This window comes from Xanthomonas hortorum (assembly GCF_040279205.1).
Classification (GTDB): Bacteria; Pseudomonadota; Gammaproteobacteria; order Xanthomonadales; family Xanthomonadaceae; genus Xanthomonas; species Xanthomonas hortorum_F.
Window position 1 is genome coordinate 83,802 of the sequence record NZ_JBEOLS010000009.1, and the last position, 20,006, is coordinate 103,807.

The 20,006-nt window shown below is 65.9% G+C and carries 17 protein-coding genes; 7 read left to right on the forward strand and 10 right to left on the reverse strand.

Features of this window, described 5'->3' with window-relative positions; translation table 11 throughout:
- Positions 1-3: 3 nt before the first annotated feature.
- From ABS769_RS06130 to ABS769_RS06155, 6 genes are all read right to left on the reverse strand, one after another.
- Complete coding sequence (locus ABS769_RS06130) at positions 4-2,496, reverse strand: DNA topoisomerase I (protein ID WP_317061718.1); 2,493 nt, start codon at positions 2,494-2,496, stop codon at positions 4-6.
- A gap of 182 nt (positions 2,497-2,678) precedes the next feature.
- Complete coding sequence (locus ABS769_RS06135) at positions 2,679-3,914, reverse strand: RDD family protein (RefSeq protein WP_317061719.1); 1,236 nt, start codon at positions 3,912-3,914, stop codon at positions 2,679-2,681.
- 60 nt (positions 3,915-3,974) lie between these two features.
- Positions 3,975-4,706: a pilin gene (locus ABS769_RS06140; RefSeq protein ID WP_317061720.1), complete on the reverse strand. Its 732-nt coding sequence runs from the start codon at positions 4,704-4,706 to the stop codon at positions 3,975-3,977.
- A 40-nt stretch (positions 4,707-4,746) separates the two neighbouring features.
- Complete coding sequence (locus ABS769_RS06145; protein ID WP_006453160.1) at positions 4,747-5,220, reverse strand: DUF494 family protein; 474 nt, start codon at positions 5,218-5,220, stop codon at positions 4,747-4,749.
- A gap of 43 nt (positions 5,221-5,263) precedes the next feature.
- Positions 5,264-6,400 carry a DNA-processing protein DprA gene (gene dprA / locus ABS769_RS06150; protein WP_317061721.1) on the reverse strand — a complete coding sequence of 379 codons (1,137 nt, stop codon included), beginning with the start codon at positions 6,398-6,400 and terminating at the stop codon, positions 5,264-5,266.
- A gap of 74 nt (positions 6,401-6,474) precedes the next feature.
- Positions 6,475-7,611: a LysM peptidoglycan-binding domain-containing protein gene (locus ABS769_RS06155; protein ID WP_104550010.1), complete on the reverse strand. Its 1,137-nt coding sequence runs from the start codon at positions 7,609-7,611 to the stop codon at positions 6,475-6,477.
- Positions 7,612-7,743: 132 nt separating this feature from the next.
- On the opposite strand from ABS769_RS06155, the gene def reads away from it, so the two are divergent.
- The 5 genes from def (at position 7,744) to ABS769_RS06180 (ending at position 13,785) form a co-directional block, all read left to right on the forward strand.
- On the forward strand, positions 7,744-8,256 hold the full coding sequence (gene def, locus ABS769_RS06160) for a peptide deformylase (protein ID WP_006453163.1): 513 nt from the start codon (positions 7,744-7,746) through the stop codon (positions 8,254-8,256).
- A gap of 102 nt (positions 8,257-8,358) precedes the next feature.
- Positions 8,359-9,282 carry a methionyl-tRNA formyltransferase gene (fmt, locus tag ABS769_RS06165; protein ID WP_104550011.1) on the forward strand — a complete coding sequence of 308 codons (924 nt, stop codon included), beginning with the start codon at positions 8,359-8,361 and terminating at the stop codon, positions 9,280-9,282.
- Positions 9,282-10,592 (forward strand): 16S rRNA (cytosine(967)-C(5))-methyltransferase RsmB, encoded by a 1,311-nt coding sequence (gene rsmB / locus ABS769_RS06170; protein WP_317061723.1) that lies wholly within the window; start codon positions 9,282-9,284, stop codon positions 10,590-10,592. Before fmt ends, rsmB begins: the two co-directional genes overlap by 1 nt.
- A gap of 47 nt (positions 10,593-10,639) precedes the next feature.
- Positions 10,640-12,361: an ArnT family glycosyltransferase gene (locus ABS769_RS06175; protein WP_317061724.1), complete on the forward strand. Its 1,722-nt coding sequence runs from the start codon at positions 10,640-10,642 to the stop codon at positions 12,359-12,361.
- 152 nt (positions 12,362-12,513) lie between these two features.
- Positions 12,514-13,785 carry an O-antigen ligase family protein gene (locus ABS769_RS06180; protein WP_317061726.1) on the forward strand — a complete coding sequence of 424 codons (1,272 nt, stop codon included), beginning with the start codon at positions 12,514-12,516 and terminating at the stop codon, positions 13,783-13,785.
- On the opposite strand, the gene ABS769_RS06185 is transcribed toward ABS769_RS06180, so the two are convergent.
- On the reverse strand, positions 13,770-14,594 hold the full coding sequence (locus ABS769_RS06185) for a glycosyltransferase family 2 protein (protein WP_317061727.1): 825 nt from the start codon (positions 14,592-14,594) through the stop codon (positions 13,770-13,772). The two genes, ABS769_RS06180 and ABS769_RS06185, sit on opposite strands and share 16 nt — an antisense overlap.
- On the opposite strand from ABS769_RS06185, the gene ABS769_RS06190 reads away from it, so the two are divergent.
- Positions 14,595-15,653, forward strand: coding sequence for a CDP-glycerol glycerophosphotransferase family protein (locus ABS769_RS06190; protein ID WP_317061728.1), 1,059 nt, complete (start codon positions 14,595-14,597; stop codon positions 15,651-15,653).
- A 208-nt stretch (positions 15,654-15,861) separates the two neighbouring features.
- Here the strand turns inward: ABS769_RS06190 and ABS769_RS06195 are convergent, their stop codons facing one another.
- From ABS769_RS06195 to ribA, 3 genes are all read right to left on the reverse strand, one after another.
- Complete coding sequence (locus ABS769_RS06195) at positions 15,862-17,367, reverse strand: PH domain-containing protein (RefSeq protein WP_317061730.1); 1,506 nt, start codon at positions 17,365-17,367, stop codon at positions 15,862-15,864.
- Positions 17,364-17,840: a PH domain-containing protein gene (locus ABS769_RS06200; protein ID WP_317061731.1), complete on the reverse strand. Its 477-nt coding sequence runs from the start codon at positions 17,838-17,840 to the stop codon at positions 17,364-17,366. The genes ABS769_RS06195 and ABS769_RS06200 overlap by 4 nt, the downstream gene beginning before the upstream one ends.
- A gap of 139 nt (positions 17,841-17,979) precedes the next feature.
- Positions 17,980-19,113 carry a GTP cyclohydrolase II RibA gene (ribA, locus tag ABS769_RS06205; protein WP_317061732.1) on the reverse strand — a complete coding sequence of 378 codons (1,134 nt, stop codon included), beginning with the start codon at positions 19,111-19,113 and terminating at the stop codon, positions 17,980-17,982.
- Positions 19,114-19,358: 245 nt separating this feature from the next.
- On the opposite strand from ribA, the gene ABS769_RS06210 reads away from it, so the two are divergent.
- The gene (locus tag ABS769_RS06210) at positions 19,359-19,880 is read left to right on the forward strand and encodes a GNAT family N-acetyltransferase (RefSeq protein ID WP_317061733.1); all 522 of its coding nucleotides are present in this window, start codon (positions 19,359-19,361) and stop codon (positions 19,878-19,880) included.
- Positions 19,881-20,006: the final 126 nt, after the last annotated feature.

Below are 20,006 nucleotides of genomic sequence, written 5' to 3' on the forward strand. Positions count from 1 at the left end.
GACTCAGCCTGCCGCCTTGCTCGCCACTTTCTTGACCACACGCTTGGCGGCCTTCTTGGCGGCGATTTTCTTGGCCGGTGCCTTTTTGGCAGCGGTCTTGGTCGCAGCAGTCTTGGTGGCGGTCTTCTTGACCGCCGTCTTCTTCGGCGATGAATCCTTGACCGTATTCTTCTTCAGCGTGGCCTTCTTCGCACCGAAGCCCTTGCGCACCGGCTTGCCGGTGTCGGTCAGCAACTGCTGCACTTCTTCGAAGCTCAGCGACGCCGGTTCGCGATCCTTGGGGATCTTGCCGTTGAGCTTGCCGTCGCTGATATACGGGCCGAAGCGGCCGTTGAGCACCTGGATGTCGCTGCCGTCGAATTCCTTGATCACCCGATTGCGTGCGATCTCTTCCTTCTCTTCGATCAGGAACACCGCGCGTTCCAGATCGATGGTGTAAGGGTCGTCTTCTTTCTTCAGCGAGGCATATACGCTGCCACGGCGCGCAAACGGCCCGAACCGGCCGATGCCGACGCTGACGTCCTGGTCCTTGTCCTGGCCCAGCGCGCGCGGCATCTTGAACAGTTCCAGCGCGTCTTCGATGGAGATCGAAAAGATGCTCTGGCCCGGGCGCAACGAGGCGAATGTGGGCTTTTCTTCGTCTTCGACCGTGCCGATCTGCACCATCGGGCCGAACCGGCCGATGCGCGCACTCACTTCCTTGCCGCTGACCGGGTCGGCGCCGAGCACGCGCACGCTGCCTGCGTCGGTCTTGTCCAGCGAATCCTTCTTGTCCTCGACCAGTTCCTTGAACGGGCCCCAGAACTTCTCCATCAACGGAATCCATTCCGCTTCGCCACGCGAGACCGCATCCAGATCGTCTTCGAGCTTGGCGGTGAAGTCGTAATCCACGTAACGGGTGAAGTGCCCGGACAGGAACTTGGACACCGCACGGCCCACGTCGGTGGGGCGGAAGCTGCGGCCGTCCATTTCCACGTACTTGCGGAACTGCAGGGTTTGGATGATCGAGGCGTAGGTGGACGGACGGCCGATGCCGTATTCCTCCAGCGTCTTGACCAGCGCCGCTTCGGTGAAGCGCGGCGGCGGCTGGGTGAAATGTTGATCGGTGACGATGCGGTCCAGCGGGATGTTGTCGCCGGCCTTCATCGGAGGAAGCTTGCGGCCCTCGTCCTCGTCTTCGCTGCTCTTGGTGTCCTTGCCTTCTTCGTACACGGCCAGAAAGCCTGCAACCACCACGGTGGTGCCGCTGGCGCGGAACACGTGCTCGCTACCGGCCGACAGATCGACGCTGACGGTGTTGAGCGTGGCCGGAATCATCTGGCAGGCGACTGCGCGCTTCCAGATCAATTCGTACAGACGGCGCTCGTCCTCGGACAGAAAGCGCGCGACCTGCGCCGGTGTGTGCAATGCCGAGGTCGGACGGATCGCCTCATGCGCTTCCTGCGCATTCTTGGATTTGGTGGTGTAGGTATTGGGTTGATCCGGCAACGAGGCGGTGCCGAAGTCGCGCGCGATCACGTCGCGGATTTCCGCCAACGCGTCCTGCGACAGATTCACCGAGTCGGTACGCATATAGCTGATCAGGCCGACCGAGCCTTCCTCGCCCAGTGCCACACCTTCGTACAACTTCTGCGCCACCTGCATGGTCTTGCGGGTGGTGAAACCGAGCTTGCGCGAGGCTTCCTGCTGCAACGTGGAGGTGGTGAACGGCGGGGCGGGGCGGCGCTTGCGCTCCTTGCTGGCCACGTCGGTGACATGCAGCACGCCTTGCGCGGCCTTCTGGATGCGCAAGCGCGCCGCTTCGGCGGTGTCGCCGTCGGTGACGGTGAACTGCTCGAATTTCTGCCCGTCCAGCTTGATCAAACGCGCATTGAACGGCTGCGACGGATGCCGGCATTGCGCATCGATGGACCAGTATTCGCGCGCGATGAAGGCTTCGATCTCCTCTTCGCGCTCGACGATCATACGCAGCGCCGGCGACTGCACGCGGCCGGCCGACAGGCCGCGCTGCACCTTGCGCCACAACACCGGCGACAGATTGAAGCCGACCAGATAGTCGAGCGCGCGACGTGCCTGCTGCGCATCGACCAGGTCGGCGGCGATCGCGCGCGGCTTGAGCATCGCTTCCTTGATCGCACGCGGGGTGATCTCGGTGAACACCACCCGCTGCATCGGCTTGTCCTTGAGCAAACCGCGCTCTTTCAGGATCTCGGCGATGTGCCAGCTGATCGCCTCACCCTCGCGGTCCGGGTCGGTCGCCAAAAAGATGTCGTCGGCGGTCTTGGCCGCACGCGCAATGGCTTCGACATGCTTTTCGTTCTTTTCGATCAGGTCGTAACGCATTGCGAAGCCGTTGTCCGGATCGACCGCGCCCTCCTTGGGGACCAGGTCGCGCACGTGCCCATACGAGGCCAGGACGGTGAAGTCCTTGCCGAGGTATTTATTGATCGTCTTGGCCTTGGCGGGCGATTCGACGATGAGCAGGTGCTTGGGCATGGTGGTTAATTCTTTGGGCAGGGCCCGGGGGGCAGGTAGCGTGGCCTAATTGGCCGGTGGAGGGAAGCAGATCGCCTGTTTCCCACACGTCAACGCCCGGGATGGTAGCCCGGGCGTTCAGTTCTCTTATTAGAAAGATCACGGCAGACGCCGCCGTGTCAAGCGGCTTCGGCCACGAACCCTCAGTTCTGGCTCATTCCGATGGCTGCAATCATGATTGCAGCGAAGATCACGCCAATCACTACTATCACCGCATAAATGGCCAGCACCACAATCGTGACTGTGTCCAGCCCCGTGGATTGCCGCTCCGGGTGATCGGTGAAGGCCCAGCGATCCACCACCAGGGTCTCGCACACTTTGTCGTGCGGGGCCTGCTTGCGCTGGGTCATGCCTGCCATGAACGCCGCCACGATCGCACCGATGCCCAGGGTGAGCACGCTGATCAGCATGTAGGCCAGATAGCGCAACACGTTGCGCCAAAAACCGACCCGGCCACCGTTGCTGTCGGCGCGCACCAGCTTGATCCCGCAGGCGAGCTTGCCCAGGCTGGCCTGGTGCCGGCTGGACTGCATCCAGGCGAAATACAGCGTCGGGATGGCCAGGCCGATGCCATACGACACCACCATGATCGCGATGCCGAGCGCGCTCCCATCGTCCAGCGCCGAACCGGAATCGCCGCGGGTGGTTGCCAGCGCCACGACGAACACCAACGGGATCACGATCAGATACACCGCGAAGGTGGTCACGAAGCTGTCCAGAATGCTGGCCGCCAAGCGCCGCCACAGGCCGGCGTAGACAACCGGGGCATCCTGCAAAGCAACGCTTGCTGTGGGTGCGGCGACGGCTACGGAGTCCCAGGCGCTGGGAATTGGCACGCCAGCGGGTGTCTGCGACGAGGCATCGGCGGGCGTCGCAGGCGCGTCCGGGGTCTTGGTCAGGGTCGGGCTTGAGGCCGCCGGGGGTGTCGCTGCCTCTGCCGGCGTGGTGGACCACGCTACCGGATCTGCCGGTGCAGCGTGCTCGCTTGGCGGAATCTGCTGCTGCTCGACTGGCGCAGGGTGATCGGCAAGGCCAGATTCGGTCTGCGCGAACGAGGCGTCTGCAGCGGAGCCGGCAAACGGCGCCGCTGCGGCGGGCGCGTTATCCACCGGGGCGCCGGTCGGGTAAACCGTCGCCTGCGGTTCAATGCCCGGAACGTCCACTGACGTATATCCGGTCGGCTCGGGGGTCGCCGGCACTGCTGTGTCGACGCCCAGTTCGGCCGCGACATCGCGCAGCGCCACCCACTGCGGCAGACCTTCGCGCCAGACCAGGCTGGAGCGGTCGATGATGCCTTGCGACAGACGCGCAACCAGCGTGTCGGTGTCGATCGGCCCCTGGCGTTCGCGCTGGGCGTCGGCGTAATACCACTGCGTCATTGATGTCCCCTTGGGTGAAACGATTGGCTAGAGCGTGAGATGCATTTGAGCTAACGCGCTCTAACCGCGGCAGTCCGGCGGAAGTTGGTTGTCGTCGATCTCGGAACTGCACTGCCAACTGCTGGCATCAGCGTCGAAATCCAGCCACAGCGCCTTGCCATCGAGCTTGGCCGATTTCGGTGCATGCATCACCGCTTCGATGCCGCACTGGGTGGTGTCGAAACGGCCGACCCGTACGCTGGTCAGCACGTCGTTTGCATAATGCTCGGGCGCCTGGAACCCGCTGTCGCCATTGATTGGACAACGGCCTTCCTGCGCGAGAAATTCGGCGATCTGCGGCTTTAATGGCGCCAATGCGGCCACCGCTTTGGCGACCTTGGTGCGTCCCACATAGTCCTGATAAGCCGGCAGCGCGATTGCAGCCAGAATGCCGATCACTGCCACCAGGACAAACATCCCCACCACCGCGCCCAGCACCAACGCCAACGACCATCCCGGCCCGTGGTTCGGCAGGCGATGCGCTGGCATTACAGATACGTGGGCAGGCGACATGTGTGCCGCCGCCGATGGCAGTGGCAGTGGCGGAGGCTGCGCTGCAGCGCTCAACTCGGTGGAAATCGGCGGCCCGAGCTCATCGGCGCAGGCAGACAATGGCACCCATTGGGTCAGGCCTTCGCGCCAGACCAGGGTATCCAGGGCAATCGCGCGATCACGATACAGGCCCAGCAAGGCCTCGCCGGCCACCGGGCCACGCCGATGGCGGTTGCCCTCGGCGTAATACCAACTGCTCATTCCCGTCCCCACGCACGCGCTTCCATCGCGGCTTCGACCCTCAGTGTACGGGTTCAGGCTCGTCGAGGAACATCTGCGTTTCCATCCAGGCATAGGCCGCTTCGGCGCCCGGCTGGTTGAACAGCACCATCAGGACCACCCACTTGAGGTCGTCCAGATCAAGCTCGTCCTGGTCCAGCGCCATGGCGCGGTCCAGCACCAACTCGCGCTGATCGGCATCGAGAATGCGGTGTTGCTCCAGGAACATCAGAAACCCACGGCAGTCCACATCCAGCTTGTCCAGCTCCGGGCCGTGGTAGATACGCACCGGTCCGTCGACGTGCGGGCGCGCAACGCTAGGTCGCTGCTCGGAGAGCGCGTCCAGCCAATCGAAGGCTTTACTGATTTCTGCAGGGCTGAAGCCAGCCTGGATCAGGCCATTCTGAAGCGAGTCACGGTCACGGACCAGGTCCGCGTCTTCGCTGAAATAATGTTCGAACAGGTACAGCAGTACATCAAGAATGCTCTCTTTCATTGCCCCTCGGCCTGCGTCGCGCGACGCTGTGGAGGTGAAGAAACTAGGGATTGCGGGTATAGCGACCGTGCTCGGTGACCACGTCTCCCTCCAGTTCCATGATGAGCAGCATGGAGGACAGCGTGGCGGCCGTCAATCCGGTGCGTTCGACCAATGCGTCCATAGGGGTTGGGTCGTGGCCAAGTGCCTGCCACAAGCGCTGGTAGTCCGGATCCGGGCGCGCGGTGGAGGCCTTGGGCGCCTTCCTGGCCTGATCAGTGGGGGCGGCCAGGCGCTGGCGCAAGGCATCGGCCAACTCGCCCGAGAGCAGGCGCAGCCCGTCGATGATCTGGGCCGGCTCCTGAGCCAGGGTGGCACCCTGACGGATCAGGTGATGGCAGCCGCGCGCGAGTGGATTGTGCAGCGAGCCGGGCAGGGCGAACACTTCACGCCCTGCCTCGGCTGCCAGCCGCGCGGTGATCAGCGCGCCCGAGCGCATGGCCGCTTCGACCACCAGCGTGCCCAATGCCAGCCCGGCGATGATCCGGTTGCGGGCCGGGAAATGCCCCGCGGCCGCCGCTGTGCCAGGCAGATACTCGCTGATGACCGCGCCACGCGCGGCGATGCGATCGCGCAAGCCGTGATGGTGTGCGGGATAGGCCACATCGGTGCCGGTGCCGACCACCGCCACGGTGATGCCGTCGGCACGGGCCAGCGCGGCCTCGTGGGCGATCGCATCCACGCCTGCCGCCATGCCGCTGACGATGCCCAGCCCGGCGCCCGCCAGGCTGGAAGCGAATGCGCGGGTGTGCTCCCGCCCTCCGGCGGTGGCTGCGCGGCTGCCGACCACCGCCACCGCTGGATGCCACAACGCATTGGGGTCGCCGTCCACGAACAAGGCCAGCGGCGGATTGACCAGATGCCGCAGCAGGGCGGGATAGTCCGGATCCTGCCAGCCGATGAGGTGATGCCGGGGCTGCGCGCACCAGTGCAGCGCTGCGTCCAGCGCCTGCGCGTCGGGGACACGCAGCAGGGCCGATTGCAGCGCGTCGCAGCCGGCAGCGCGCCATGCATCGGAGCCGGCGGCAAGGATCTCGGCCGGCGAGGCGAACGTCGTCAGCAGCGTACGGCGCGGCGGGCTGCGGCCGCCGGCCAGCAGCAGGATCAACAACGCACGCAGGTCGGGAGCAATCAGGGCCATGCGGTCAGCGTAGGCCGCAAGCGACGACGGCGCCCTCAGGCGCCGTCGCGTTACAGCATCGGATTTTGTCCCGCTTACTGCGCGTCTGGATGCTTGACGATGTAGCCCAGGCCGGTCGGCTTGACGCTTTCCATCACCAGCGCATAGCTGACCTTGTCGAAGGTGCGGAACACCATCGCGTGCGAGACGTATTCGTCGGGCAGGCCGACGGTGGAACCGGCCGGGCCGCTGAAATCGTCATCAGTCCGCGAAAAACGCGAGTGCTTGACGCGGTCGCTGACCGTACGGCCCTTGCGCCAGATCGAAAACACGGTGCCGTTGTTGATGCCCTCGCGCGCGCCACCGGAGATGGCGATCACGTCGCGGGTACCGCCGACGATGAAGGCATCGGAGATGGCCAGCACGCGCAACTCGGTCTGCGTGGCCTGTTCCGACGGTGGATGCGGAATGAACTGCAGATCGTACGGCTGTGCCTCCACCGCGATGATGCGATCGCCCGCCCGCACTTCACGGCCGCTGTCCTGCAACAGCAAGGTCGCTGCCTTGGAATTGCCGCCTGCCGCGCTGCGGGTAATAGTGCCGACGTTGACCTGCGCCAGTTCATACCCCAGGAACTCGCGGCGACTGCTCGGCGCGATGTAGTTCTTCCAGATGTTGCCGGAGCCGGCGACGCTATTGCCGGCCATATCCAGATCATCGTTGGGCTTGGGCAGGCTGAACTTCACGGTCGGGCGCACCACTGCAAAACGCTGCCCCGGCTGCGCGTCATCCAGGCCGACTACATAGGCCAACTGGCCAGTGGTGGCACGCGAACGACCGCCCTCCAGACCCACGACATACGGCAGGCCGTCGAAGTCGTCGGTGACGCGCAGGTTTTTGAGAAACGGCTCGACGTCCGACAGCGGAATCGCATTGATCGGCGCTTCCTGACGCGGGCCGGGCTGCACAGTGCCCTTGGCGACGCGATCCAGGTAGGCCAGGCTGATCACATCGCCCGGGTAGATCAGGTGCGGATTCTGTATTTGCGGGTTGGCCTGCCAGATTTCCGGCCACAGCCACGGCTTTTGCAGAAAACGCCCAGCGATGTCCCAAAGGGTATCCCCCTTGCGGACCACGTAAGTCTCTGGATGTTCGCCCACCGCTTGCGCGGCAGCGTAGGTCGCGACGGTCAGCATCGCCGCAGCGACGACCGTACGAAGTCGTTTCAACATGAGTGCCTTCTTGCCTGATTCCCCAACAGGTCCGCGCACTATAGTCCAGAAACCCCGGCGCTACGCAAGCAGTGCGCTAGAATAGGAGCGTCTTGCCGGCGCCGCGCCGGTGTTCCCAGCACGGGTAACCCCATGGCTTTGCTCCCTATTCTCGAATTTCCCGACCCGCGGTTGCGCACCAAGGCCGTGCCGGTGGATGCTGCCGAGGTCACCAGCCCGGCATTTCAACGCTTGCTCGACGACATGTTCCAGACCATGTACGAGGCGCCCGGCATCGGCCTGGCCGCCAGTCAGGTGGATGTGCACAAGCGTTTCATGGTGATCGACGTCAGCGACGAGAAGAACCTGCCGCAGGTGTTCATCAACCCGCAAATCGTCAGTAAACAGGGCGAGCAGCTGTATCAGGAAGGCTGCCTGTCGGTGCCTGGCATCTATGCCGATGTCAGCCGTGCCGATGCGATCACGGTGCGCTATGTCGACCGCCACGGGCAGGCGCAGGAACTGAGCACCGAAGGCCTGCTGGCGGTGTGCATCCAGCATGAGATGGATCACCTGGACGGCAAGTTGTTTGTCGATTATCTGTCGCCGCTCAAGCGCGAGATGGTGCGCAAGAAACTGGCCAAGCAGCGCAAACACGTTGCCTGACGGCCGGGATTCGGGAGTCGGGATTCGGAAAGCCGGTTCTCTCACCGATTGCCGAATCCGCCCCTGCGACTCCCCAATTTCCACTCCCGAATCCCCCGCCCAATGAAAATCATCTTCGCCGGTACGCCGGATTTTGCCGTCGCCTCGTTGCGCGCGGCCGCGCAGCGACATGAAGTGGTGGCGGTCTATACCCAGCCGGATCGGCCTGCCGGCCGCGGCCGTGGGCTGACCGCCTCGCCGGTCAAGTTGGAAGCGATTGCGCGCGGCATCCCGGTGTTTCAGCCGCAAACGCTGCGCTCGCCCGAGGCCCTGGCGACGCTGCGCGCGCTCGATGCCGACCTGATGGTGGTGGTGGCTTACGGCTTGATCCTGCCCAAGGCAGTGCTGGCCGCGCCGACCTACGGCTGTTGGAATGTGCATGCCTCGTTACTGCCGCGCTGGCGTGGCGCCGCGCCGATCCAGCGTGCGATCGAGGCCGGCGATACCGAAACCGGCGTGTGCCTGATGCAGATGGAAGCGGGCCTGGATACCGGCCCGGTGCTGCTGTCGCAACGTCTGGAGATCGGCGAGCAGGAGACCGGCGGGCAGCTGCACGACCGCCTGGCTGCGCTGGGTGCGCAGGTGTTGTCCGATGGACTGGGGTTGCTGCGCGCAGGGGTTCGCCCGGTGGCGCAACCGCAGCCGGCCGAGGGCGTGACCTATGCGCACAAGCTGGACAAGGCGCAGGCGCGGCTGGACTGGGCGCAGCCGGCGCAGGAACTGGCGCGGCGCGTGCGCGCATTCAATCCATGGCCGGTGGCCGAGGCGATGCTGGCCGGTGAGCGTGTGCGCCTGCATGGCGCAGTGGCGCTGGACCTGGCACATCGGCAGGCGCCGGGCACCCTGCTCGCTGCCAGCAAGCAGGGCATCGATATCGCCTGCGGTGCGGGTGCGTTGCGGGTACGCGTCCTGCAGCGCGAGGGTGGCAAGGCGATCACCGCCGCCGACTACCTCAACGCGCGCCGCGATCTGCCGGCGCTGACCTGATGTCGACGGAAGCCGCCACTGCCGGCGTTGCTTCGCGTCTGGCCGCAGCACGGGTGCTGACGGCGGTGTTCGACCAGGGCCGCTCGCTCAAGGCCGAGCTGGCTGCGAGCTTGCCCGGCCTGAGCGATCCGCGTGACCGCGCGCTGGTGGAGGCGATCTGTTTTGCGGTGTTGCGCCGCCGCCCGGCCTACGACGTAGCGCTGCGGCAGTGGCTGGAGCGCCCGTTGCCGCCGCGCGATGCCGAACTGAAAGCGCTGCTGATGGCCGGCTTCGCCCAGCTCGACGTGCTGCAACTGCCTGCGCATGCGGCGTTGTCGGCCACCGTGGATGCGTGCCGTGCGCTGGGCCGGCCGCGTCAGGCCGGCATGGTCAACGCGATCCTGCGGCGTGCGCAGCGCGAAGGATTTCCGGCAGTGTCTGCCGATGCCGGTTGGCCGTCCTGGTTGCGCAAGCAGCTGCGCGGCGATTGGGGCGACCACGCCGAAGCCATCTTTGTGGCAAGCGCGCTGATGGCGCCGATGTGGCTGCGGGTGCATCGCGGGCGCACCGATCCGGCCGCGTATGTCGCGCGCCTGGCCGAACTGGGCATCGCTGCCGAAATTGATGCGATGTTGCCGGATGCGGTGCGCTTGCACAGTGCGCTGCCGGTGAGTCAATTGCCGGGTTTTGCCGAAGGCGAGGTCTCGGTGCAGGACGGCTCTGCGCAGCAGGTGGCCGATGCATTGCCATTGGCTTCATCGGCGCGCGTGCTCGATGCCTGCGCCGCGCCCGGTGGCAAGGCGGCGCACCTGCTGGAACGCTATCCCGGCTTGCAGCTCACCGCGCTGGATGTGGATGCGCGCCGGCTGGAACGCGTGCAGCAGACCCTGCAGCGCACCGTGCCGGGCGCGCAGGTGACTCTGCATGCGGCCGACGCCGCCGATCCCGCGGCGTGGTGGGACGGGCAGCCGTTCGATGCGGTGCTGCTGGATGCGCCATGTTCGGCCACCGGCGTAGTGCGCCGTCAACCGGATGTGCTGCTGCATCGCCGCGCCGACGATATCGATGCGCTGTGCGCCTTGCAGGCACGCCTGCTCGATGCGACCTGGCGCACGCTGCGTCCGGGCGGGCAGTTGCTTTACACCACCTGTTCCTTGCTCGCGCGTGAGAACCGGGCCCAGGTGGAGGCGTTTTTGCAACGCACCCCTGATGCCCAGGCACAGCCGTTGGGTGCACAGTTTGGTCATGCGGCAGGGCCGGGGCGCCAGCGGTTTCCAGGCGAGCAGCACTGCGACGGATTTTTCTACGCGCTTTTGCTAAAAACCTCCTGATCGCGCGCCGAGTCGGCGCTCCCTCCTGATTCCCACTGCCGCCGGCCATGCTCAAGACCCGTGCTTCCACCGATTTCTGGCTGCTGGCCATCACCGCTGTATTGGTCATCGGTGCCGGCCTGGGATTGCGTGACCCCTGGCCGGCGGACGAGCCGCGGTTTGCGCTGGTCGCCAAGCAGATGGTGCTGAGCGGCGACTGGCTGTTCCCGCATCGCGGCAACGAGCTGTACTCGGACAAGCCGCCGATGCTGATGTGGCTGCAGGCGCTGTTCTACACGCTGCTGGGCAATTGGCGGGTGGCGTTCCTGCTGCCGTCGCTGCTGGCAGCCCTGGGCACGCTGGCCTGCGTGTACGACCTGGGGCGGCGGCTGTGGACCCGGCGCGTCGGCCTGTATGCGGCCTGGATGCTGCTGTTCACGTTGCACTTCACCTTCCAGGCCAAGAAGGCGCAGATCGACCCGCTGGTGGTGTTCTGGATCACCCTGGCCAATTACGGCCTGTTGCGCCATCTGTTGATGGGCCCGGCCTGGCGCTGGTGGACGCTGGGCTGGTTCGCCGCCGGGCTGGGCGTAATTACCAAAGGCGTCGGGGTGATCGCGTTGCTGATGCTGATCCCGGCCGGCATTGCGTCGGCGCGCGGTTGGCCGGGCGTACGCGTGCATGTGCGCGATCGGCGCTTCTGGCTGGGGCCGCTGTTCTTCTTTGCCGCGATCCTGCTGTGGTTCGTGCCGATGATGGTGACCGCGCTGACCGCAGGCCAGCCCGAATACCGCGTGTATCTCAACGACATCCTGCTGCGCCAGACCGCCAAGCGCTACGCCAGCTCCTGGGACCACGCGCAACCGGTCTGGTACCACTTGAAGGGCATGGCCACGATGTGGCTGCCGACCATCCTGCTGCTGCCATGGGCGATCCCGGCTTGGCGGCGCCGGCTCAAGCGCCGCGATCCGCGCTATCTGCTGCCGCTGGCGTGGTGGCTGTTGGTGCTGGTGTTCTTCACCATTCCCAGCGGCAAGCGCGATGTCTACATCCTGCCGGCGCTGCCGATGTTCTGCCTGGCGCTGGCGCCGTTGGCGGCGGGGCTGTTGCGCCGCGCCGGGGTGCAACGCATGTTGTTCGGATTCGCGCTGCTGCTGACGCTGGTCTTCAGCGTTGGCGGGGTGGCGATGCTGATCGGGCATCCGGGCTTCGAGCAGAAGATTATGGACAGCCGCGGGGTCGGCAGCGAGGCCACCGACCCGCTCGGCTGGCTGTTGCTGGCGGTGGGGGGGTGGGGCGTGGCCAGCCTGCTGTTGCTGCGGGTGCGCCGCTCCGCGCTTGCGGTCGCCTCGCTGCTGGGTGCGTGGTGGGTGGCATTCGGGCTGGTCTGCTACCCGATCTTCAACGACTCCAGCTCGTCGGGCGCGGTGATGCGCGAAGCCGGGCGCCGGATCGGGTTGCATGCGCAGCTCGGGCTGGTGGCCTGGAAAGAGCAGAACCTGCTGATGGCCGACCGCCCCGCGCAGACATTCGGCTTCAAGGTGCCGTGGGAACAACAGCTGCAACGCGGGGTGACCTGGCAGGCAGAGCAGCCTGTGCAACGCTGGCTGTTGGTACAGGAAACGGCGTTGCTGGCCTGCGTGGATCGCAGTCGCAGCCAATTGGTGGGGGTGGCCAACCGTCGTCGCTGGTGGCTGGTGCCGGCCGATGCGGTGCAGGGCAGCTGCGTGGCGAGCTCCAACGAGCGGGCGGTGGAAGCACAGGAGCAGGGCAACCTGGAGACCGAATGAGGGCACCGAGCCCTGGTCCCGGGCCCGATTTGTGCCGCGTCAATGGTGCCGCTGGCCGCTGTCTAGCGACGATTCATGCGGGGCATCGTTAGCTTGGCCGGCATTGCCGCTGCGTGTTGCCCGCTTTACCTCCCTTTCGCCACCGATGCTCGATGAATTCCTTGCCCACTCAACCCGCTTCGCTGTCGCAGACTGCCCCCATCGCATCGCGGTCAGGCGTGCGCATCGCCGAACTGGGCGTGTTCCTGATGACCGCACTGGTGGTCAGCATGCCGAGCGGCCTGCTGCCTTTCGGCGTGTGCCTGCTGCTCGGTTCGCTGGTGGGTTGGCGCAACCTGCGTGCGGGCATCGTCACGCGCGATGGGTCGCTACGTGCGCTGGGCTGGCTGACGGCGGCGGTCATCGCGATGTCGCTGCTGTCGATCGCCCTGTTCGAACATGGGCTGCGCGACGTCGATAACCGCTCGCGCTTTCTGGTGTTGCCGTGGGCTGCGTTGTGGGCGTACGCGCTGCAGCCGCGCCAGGTCTGGTTGTGGCGCGGCGCACTGGCCGGCGTGTTCGCAGCCATGTTGATCGCCTTGTTGCAGGTGATGAACGGTGCCGACCGCGCGGAAGGCTTTACCAACGCGATTGTGTTCGCCGATATCACGCTGATGCTGCTGGTGGTGGCGGTGTTCTGTCGCCCGGTCGGCAACGTGCGCTGGCTGGTCGGCGCGGCCATTGCTGCGGTGGTGGTCATCGTGCTCAGTGGCAGCCGTGGTGTGTACCTGTCGTTGCTGGTGACCCTGGGTGTGCTGATCTGGGGCGCGGCCTGGCATAGCCCGCGCATGCGTTTGCTGGCCTTCATCGGCAGCGGCGTGCTGGCGGTGGGCGTGATCGTCAGCGTGCCGGCCTTGACCGATCAAATGCGTCTGGGTGAATTGCAGAGAGATCTGCAACGCTACGAGGTCGGCGACAGCGATTCGTCTGCCGGCGCCCGTATCGAGCGGCTGCATGTGGCCTGGGATACCTTGCGCGCGCATCCGCTCACCGGCGTGGGTGTCGGGCGTTTCGACGATGCGATGCGCGAGCTGCCGGTGTGTGCCGGTGATACCTGGTTGCTGCGTTGTCATCTGGGTCACGCGCATAACGATCTGGCCGAATGGGGCGCCACGCAGGGCGTTCCGGGCCTGTTGCTGTTGTTTGCGGTGTATGGCGTGCCGCTGTGGATCTTCGTGCGACTGCATCGGCGCAGCGGGCAGCGCCAGTTCCGCGGGCCGGCAGCGGCCGGCGTGATGATCGTGATCAGCTACGCACTGTGCGGGCTGACGCAATCGATGTTCGCGCATCAGGTCTCGGCGAGTTTCTACACGGCGATGGTCGGTGTGCTGGCTGGCCTGGCAGCGCGTCAGGCGCAGCAGGCTGCAGCTCAGTCGCTGCGTTGATCATCCGCGCGCGGCGGGTCCTGCACCGGTTGGTTGTGCTGTAGCAGCCACAACATGATGGTCTTCTGACGTACGTAGTTGGCACGCACATAGGCGTAGATCAGCCCGTGCCAGCCATCGCGAAAACCGCCACGCAGCAGATAGCCGCGCCAGAAACGCCAGGCCGGCGCCAGCACCAGCTTGCTCCAGGTCGCGCGTTTGCCGCGTGCGTACTCGTGCTCGGCCATCATCTGCGCATAGCGCTGGGTCTTGGCCAGCTGCTGCGCCAGTGAGCGATACGGGTAATGAATCAGATCGCCGGACAGGGTGACGACGGTTCCATCCACACTCGCCGCTTCGTGGATCTCGCGCTTGCCGCGCCAGCCGCCACGCCGGCGATCGAACAGGCGCAGCACACGATCCGGATAGGCATTGCCATGGCGCAGAAAGCGGCCGAAGTAATCCGACAGCCGTGCGAAGCGATAGCCGGCCGCCTCGGTGAAGCCCGCATCGCGCGCGGCGACGATCGAGGCGCGCAAGGCATCGCTGATGCGTTCGTCGGCATCCAGGCACAGCACCCAGTCGTGGCTGGCCTGTTCGACGCAATACGCTTTTTGGCTGCGATAGCCGTCGAAGTCGCGTTGCAACACGCGTGCGCCAAGCGCGGTGGCCAGCGCCACGGTGGCGTCGGTGGAACCGGAGTCCACCACCACGATCTCGTCGCAGAACGCCAGCGAGCTCAGACAGTCGCGTAGGCGATCGGCCTCGTTGAACGCGATAATGCAGGCGCTGATGCGCGGCCGTTCGTCGGGTGCGGTCAAAGAGGACATGTGATGGCCGAGTACCTGCTGTTCGCAACGGAGCGTTACGCGTTGCCTATTCTGGCGCCATTGGCGCAGGCATTACAGGCCCGCGGTTACTCCGTGTCGGCCTGGTTCGAGGGCGGTGCGCGTGGGCTGGCCTTGCCGGGTGTGCGCGAGGTCGGCCTGCGCGAGGCGCTGGCGCTGCGTCCGCGTGCGGTGTTCAGCGCAGCCAACTGGGTGCCGCCGTTTATCTCCGGCGCCAAGGTGCAGCTCTTTCACGGCTTCAACGTGCAAAAGCGCGAAGACAATCGCGGCCATTTCCGCGTACGCGGTCTGTTCGATCTGTACTGCACGCAAGGTCCGGCAACTACGGCGCCGTTTTGCGCGTTAGCGCAGCGCGAGGGGCATTTTGCGGTGGTGGAAACCGGCTGGCCGAAGCTCGACCCGGTATTTCACGACGATGGCGCGCGTAGCGCTGCACTGCGCGCGCCAGCCAATGGGCGACCGGTGATGTTGTTCGGCTCCACGTTTACCGAGCGCTTGAGCGCTGCGCCCGCGCTGTACGACGAGATCGCTGCCGACATCGCGCGCGGTGCGCATTACTGGTTGCTGACCTTGCATCCGAAATGCGCGCCCGAACTGTTCGATCGCTATCGCGCACTGGCCGGGCCGCATGCACGCTTTGTCGAACCTGAAGAAGTCATGGCAGCGCAGCGTGCGGCCGATGTGCTGGTCTCGGACACCTCATCGATCGTGTCCGAATTCGTGGTGCAGCTCAAACCGGTGGTGACCTTTCGCAACCGCGTGCCGCAGCCGCATATGCTGGACTTTCAGCAGCCCGAGCAGTTGCCGCAACAACTGGCGCGCGCGCTGGCGCCGGATGCGGCGCTGCGTAGCGCGCTGGCCAGTTATGCCGACGCGATCCATCCATATCGCGATGGGCAGTCGTCGGCGCGGGTGATCGCAGCGACCGATGATTTCATCGCCGGCAAGCTCGGCCCGCTACGGCGCAAGCCGTTGGGTGCGCTGTGGCGCGGGCTGCAGATTCGGCGCGAACTCGGGTATTGGGGGCCGGCGCAACGTTGATTGCTGGTGGTGCGCGATGCCAATGCCGATCAGCGACGCTGATCCAAACTGCCACCCCCAATCCCCAATCCCCAATCCCCAATCCCCAATCCCCAATCCCCAATCCCCAATCCCCAATCCCCAATCCCCAATCCCCAATCCCCAATCCCCAATCCCCAATCCCCAATCCCCAATCACCAATCACCAATCACCAATCACCAATCACCAATCACCAGCGCAATTTGCGCCGCGTCAACGCCGCACCGAGTTGTGCCTGCAGCTCCTGCGCCTGCGCCAACGGCACAAAGCGCAGGCGTAACGCCGGGCCGGTTGCGCTGGCGCCGGCGGTGTCCAGCCAGAGTGTGGCGGTGCCGGACAGCCGATCCAGTGGCGAGCGTTGCAGTTGCAGCGCCTGCAGCTTGTCCAGTTCGGCCAGCCGCCACCAACGCTTCCACCAGCCACCGCGCACCGCCACATACCGCGCATCCAGCGCATAGCCCATGCGTTGCACCTGGCGATACGCCTTGAATGCACTCCAGGGCAACCACAGCATCACCCACGCCGCCTGACTGCCGAATTGCCAGGCCAGGCCGGCCATCAGCGGCAGCAGCAACAGCAACGTGGGAAGACTCAGCCGCCACCAGCAATGCGTGGCGATCGACTGCCACTGCGCAGGCGGCCAGGCAGCACCGGGCAGCAGGCGTTGCAACAAGGTATCGCAGCGCTGCGGGTCGGCGATCGGCGCGAGTTCCTTCAATGCGCTGCCTTCGTTATCGCCAGTGCCGGCCACGGCAGTGTCCACGCGCAACTGGCGCCGGCCGAACAGGCGATGCAGGCGGCTTTCGTACAGCGTCCACGACTGGATACGCCGCAACGCCACGCTGCTGCGGACGCGCGTCAGCAGGCCGCGCTCCACGGTGAGACGGCGCTCGGATTCACTGAGATGAAAGCCATGGTATTGCGCCACTGCCAAGGCCACAGAGAGCGCGCGCATTGCGAGTAAGACCGCTAAAAAGCCGATCAGCACCAACGCAGCGGTGACTGCCGTGCCCGGATGGATCTGGCTGACATAGCGATACGCCAGCTCGCCATTGTGTTCGACGAAGTTGGACACCGTGCGGCGCGGAATCATCTGGTAGATCACACCGAAACTGGCTGCCACCACCACCATGCCGCGGTTGGAAATCAGCCCCAGCCGGATTACTTCGCCCATCGGCAGGCGCAGCAGCGTGTTGCTGTTGTTGTCGAGCTGCGGCGCGGCGGCATCGGTGTGGTGCGCGCGGCGACGGATCAGGTCTTCCAGTGCCAGTGCCTGATCCAACCGCAGCACGCGCATTTCCGCTTCGGGTTTGTGGCCACCGGCCGATTCCAGCCGCACTTCGGCCACGCCGGCCAGCCGGTGCAGCAGCGATTGATGCACCACCACGTTGTGGATACGCGCGAACGGGATGTCGCGCCGGCTGCGTTCCAGCAGGCCGCTGCGGATGGCCACGCCGTCGGTGCCGATGCGGTAGCGATAGGTGAAGTAGCGCAGCACCGAAATCGCCACCAGCACCGCGATCACCACGCCGGTGGCGATGTGGTCGGCAAAATCGCGGCTGCCGTCGCGGCTGCCGAACAACACGAGCGCGGCCAGCGGAATCAGGAACTGGCGGATCTGCTGCAGCAGCACGAACATCCACGACAGCGGATGCAGGCGCTGCTCAGCGTCGCCGGGATGTTCGATCGCGCTCACAGCGCGTCGTCGTCGTGATCGAGCTGGCGCGCGAGGCGGTCGCGCAGCCGCTCGGCATCGTCCTGATCCAGGCCGGACAACGCCACTGCATTGAGCCGGCTGCCGGCGGTGTGCACCACCAGTGTGGTCAGGCGCGTGGCGCGCTCGATCGGGCCGCGGCGCAGATCCACATGCTGCACGCGCGAGATCGGAATCCGCGTATCGCTCTGCCACAGGTGGCCGCGTTGCAGCGCCAGGCCGTGCTGGTCGAGCTTCCAATGGGTGAGGCGATGGCGTTTGACTGCAAACCAGGCACCCAGTGCAGCGGCTATCAACGTCACGCCCAGCACCACCGGCCAGTAACCCCAGGCGTGCAGCGCGGTGGCCATCACGCCAGCGGCAATCAGCCCGGCGAATCCGCCGCCCAGTGCGCCGTTCACCCCGGCCACATAGGCGCCACGCTGCGGTAGCGCCTGCCAGTGCGCGTGGTCCACGGCCGGACTCTCTGCCGGAGCGGCTGGGATGATGACATCGGGGTGCGGCGGTGGAGCATCGTGCACTAGGCTGGCCTGCAGAAGCGGTGCGCAAGCATAGCCGGGCGCCGAGGGCGGGCGCATCCGGCGCAGGCCGCGCTTACTGAGCGGCCAGAATCAGTGCATCCACATCCAGCGCGTGGCCGGCACGGGCGGCCTTGGTGCGCAGGTATTGCTCGTTTTCGGGGGTGATGTCGCCGGTGACCGGGATGCGGTCTTCGACGCTGATGCCTGCCGCACGCAGGCGTTCGGCCTTGGCGGGGTTGTTGGTCAACAGCCGGATCCGGCCGATGCCCAGGCCGCGCAGCATTGCCACCGCGCTGCCGTAGCGACGCTCGTCCGGGCCGAAGCCCAGCTGCGCATCGGCATCGATGGTGTCCAGCCCGGCATGCTGATAGCCGTAAGCGCGCATCTTGGCAGCGATGCCGGTGCCGCGGCCTTCCTGGTCCAGATACAGCAGCACGCCGCCGCCGAGGTCTTTCAGCTTGGCCAGGCCGTGCCGCAGCTGATCGCCGCAATCGCATTTGAGCGAGCCGAACAGGTCGCCGGTCAGGCACGAGGAATGCACGCGCACCGGCACCGCAGCCGAGAGGTCGGGCTGTCCGACCACGATCGCCACCTGGTCGCGCTGCGCCACCCCGCCTCGAAACACCACGAATTCACTCATGCCCAGGCCGCGCAACGGCACCGGCGTACGCGTGACCAGCTCGTAGCCGGCGGCGGCGGATTTGGCACAGCCGGTGCTCAGGTCGTCCAGTGCCAGCGACTGGCAGCCGGCGAAGGCGGCCTGGTCGTCCGCGTCGCGCAGGTCCACGGCCAGCATCGCCGGCAGCAATAGCCCCAGACGCGCGATCTCCACTGCGCCTGCGTCAAGCGCATCGCCGGGTGTCCACTCTGTCGGTACCGGCGTGTCGCGCAGATACGCCAACGCGGCAAGCTGGTCGTAGCTGTGTTCGATCAGCGCCACGCGCGCGCCCTGCGGCGCGCTCAAGCCCAGTACCTGGGCGCGGGTCGGGGTGACGAACAGATAGTGACGCCCCTGCGCCGCACGCGCGAAGGCCGCATACGACTGCGCGGTGCTGCTGTCCAACGCCAGTACCGCGCGCGCCTGCCCGTTAGCAGCCGTCAGCAGCACCGGGCGGCCGGACCGCAGTTCGGAGGCGGCGCGCTCACAGCGGATCGCCGCCGGATCACCGAAGGCGTGTGCGCTGGGGGAGAGGACGGGGCTGCTCATGCACGACTCCAGATGGGGATTGCCACGGCCGCTTCAAGGCGGACGCCGCCGCAGCCACTGCGTGGTCGCGTGACGCCATTGTCGCGTGGTTCGCAACGCCCGGTCGCCACGGCGCGGTGGAACGCTGCATCCAGCGGCTGCAGACTGGGTGGCGCAGCAGGCGCCGATTGGTTGCATGCCGGTCGCGTTGTTCATCGCCCGGCAATGCTTTTTAATCCCAAGACCCTCTGCCCGCCTAGGACCCCATGTCTCTTATCGACTGCAGCGAAGCCCGCCACGCCAGCGCCATCCTGGACATCTTCAACGATGCCATCGCCAACTCGACCGCGCTGTACGACTACAAGCCGCGGCCGCCGGAGAGCATGGTCGGCTGGTTTGCGACCAAGCGGGCGGGCGGCTTTCCGGTGATTGGTGTGGAAGACGCCGACGGCACGTTGATGGGGTTTGCCAGCTACGGCACGTTCCGCGCCTGGCCGGCGTTCAAGTACAGCGTGGAGCATTCGATCTACGTGCACCGCGACCATCGCGGCAAAGGGCTGGGGCGCACGCTGCTGCAGGCCTTGATCGCCGCGGCGCAGGAGCGCGGTGTGCATGTACTGGTCGGCGGCATCGATGCCAGCAATCAGGCCAGCATTGCCTTGCACGAACAATTCGGCTTCACCCACGCCGGCACGGTGCGCGAGGCAGGCTTCAAGTTCGGGCGTTGGCTGGATTTGGCGTTCTATCAGCGCATTCTGTCCACGCCGGCCGATCCACACGACGATTGAATGGTGGTGCCTGGCGCCGACACGGCGTGCCACGCTCTGTTAGCACCCTTGTTTGAGCTGGGCTGAGCGGTCGGGCGATGTAGCGAGCCACTGCGACGTGGCGTCACCCAGTGGCTGTCTGCGATG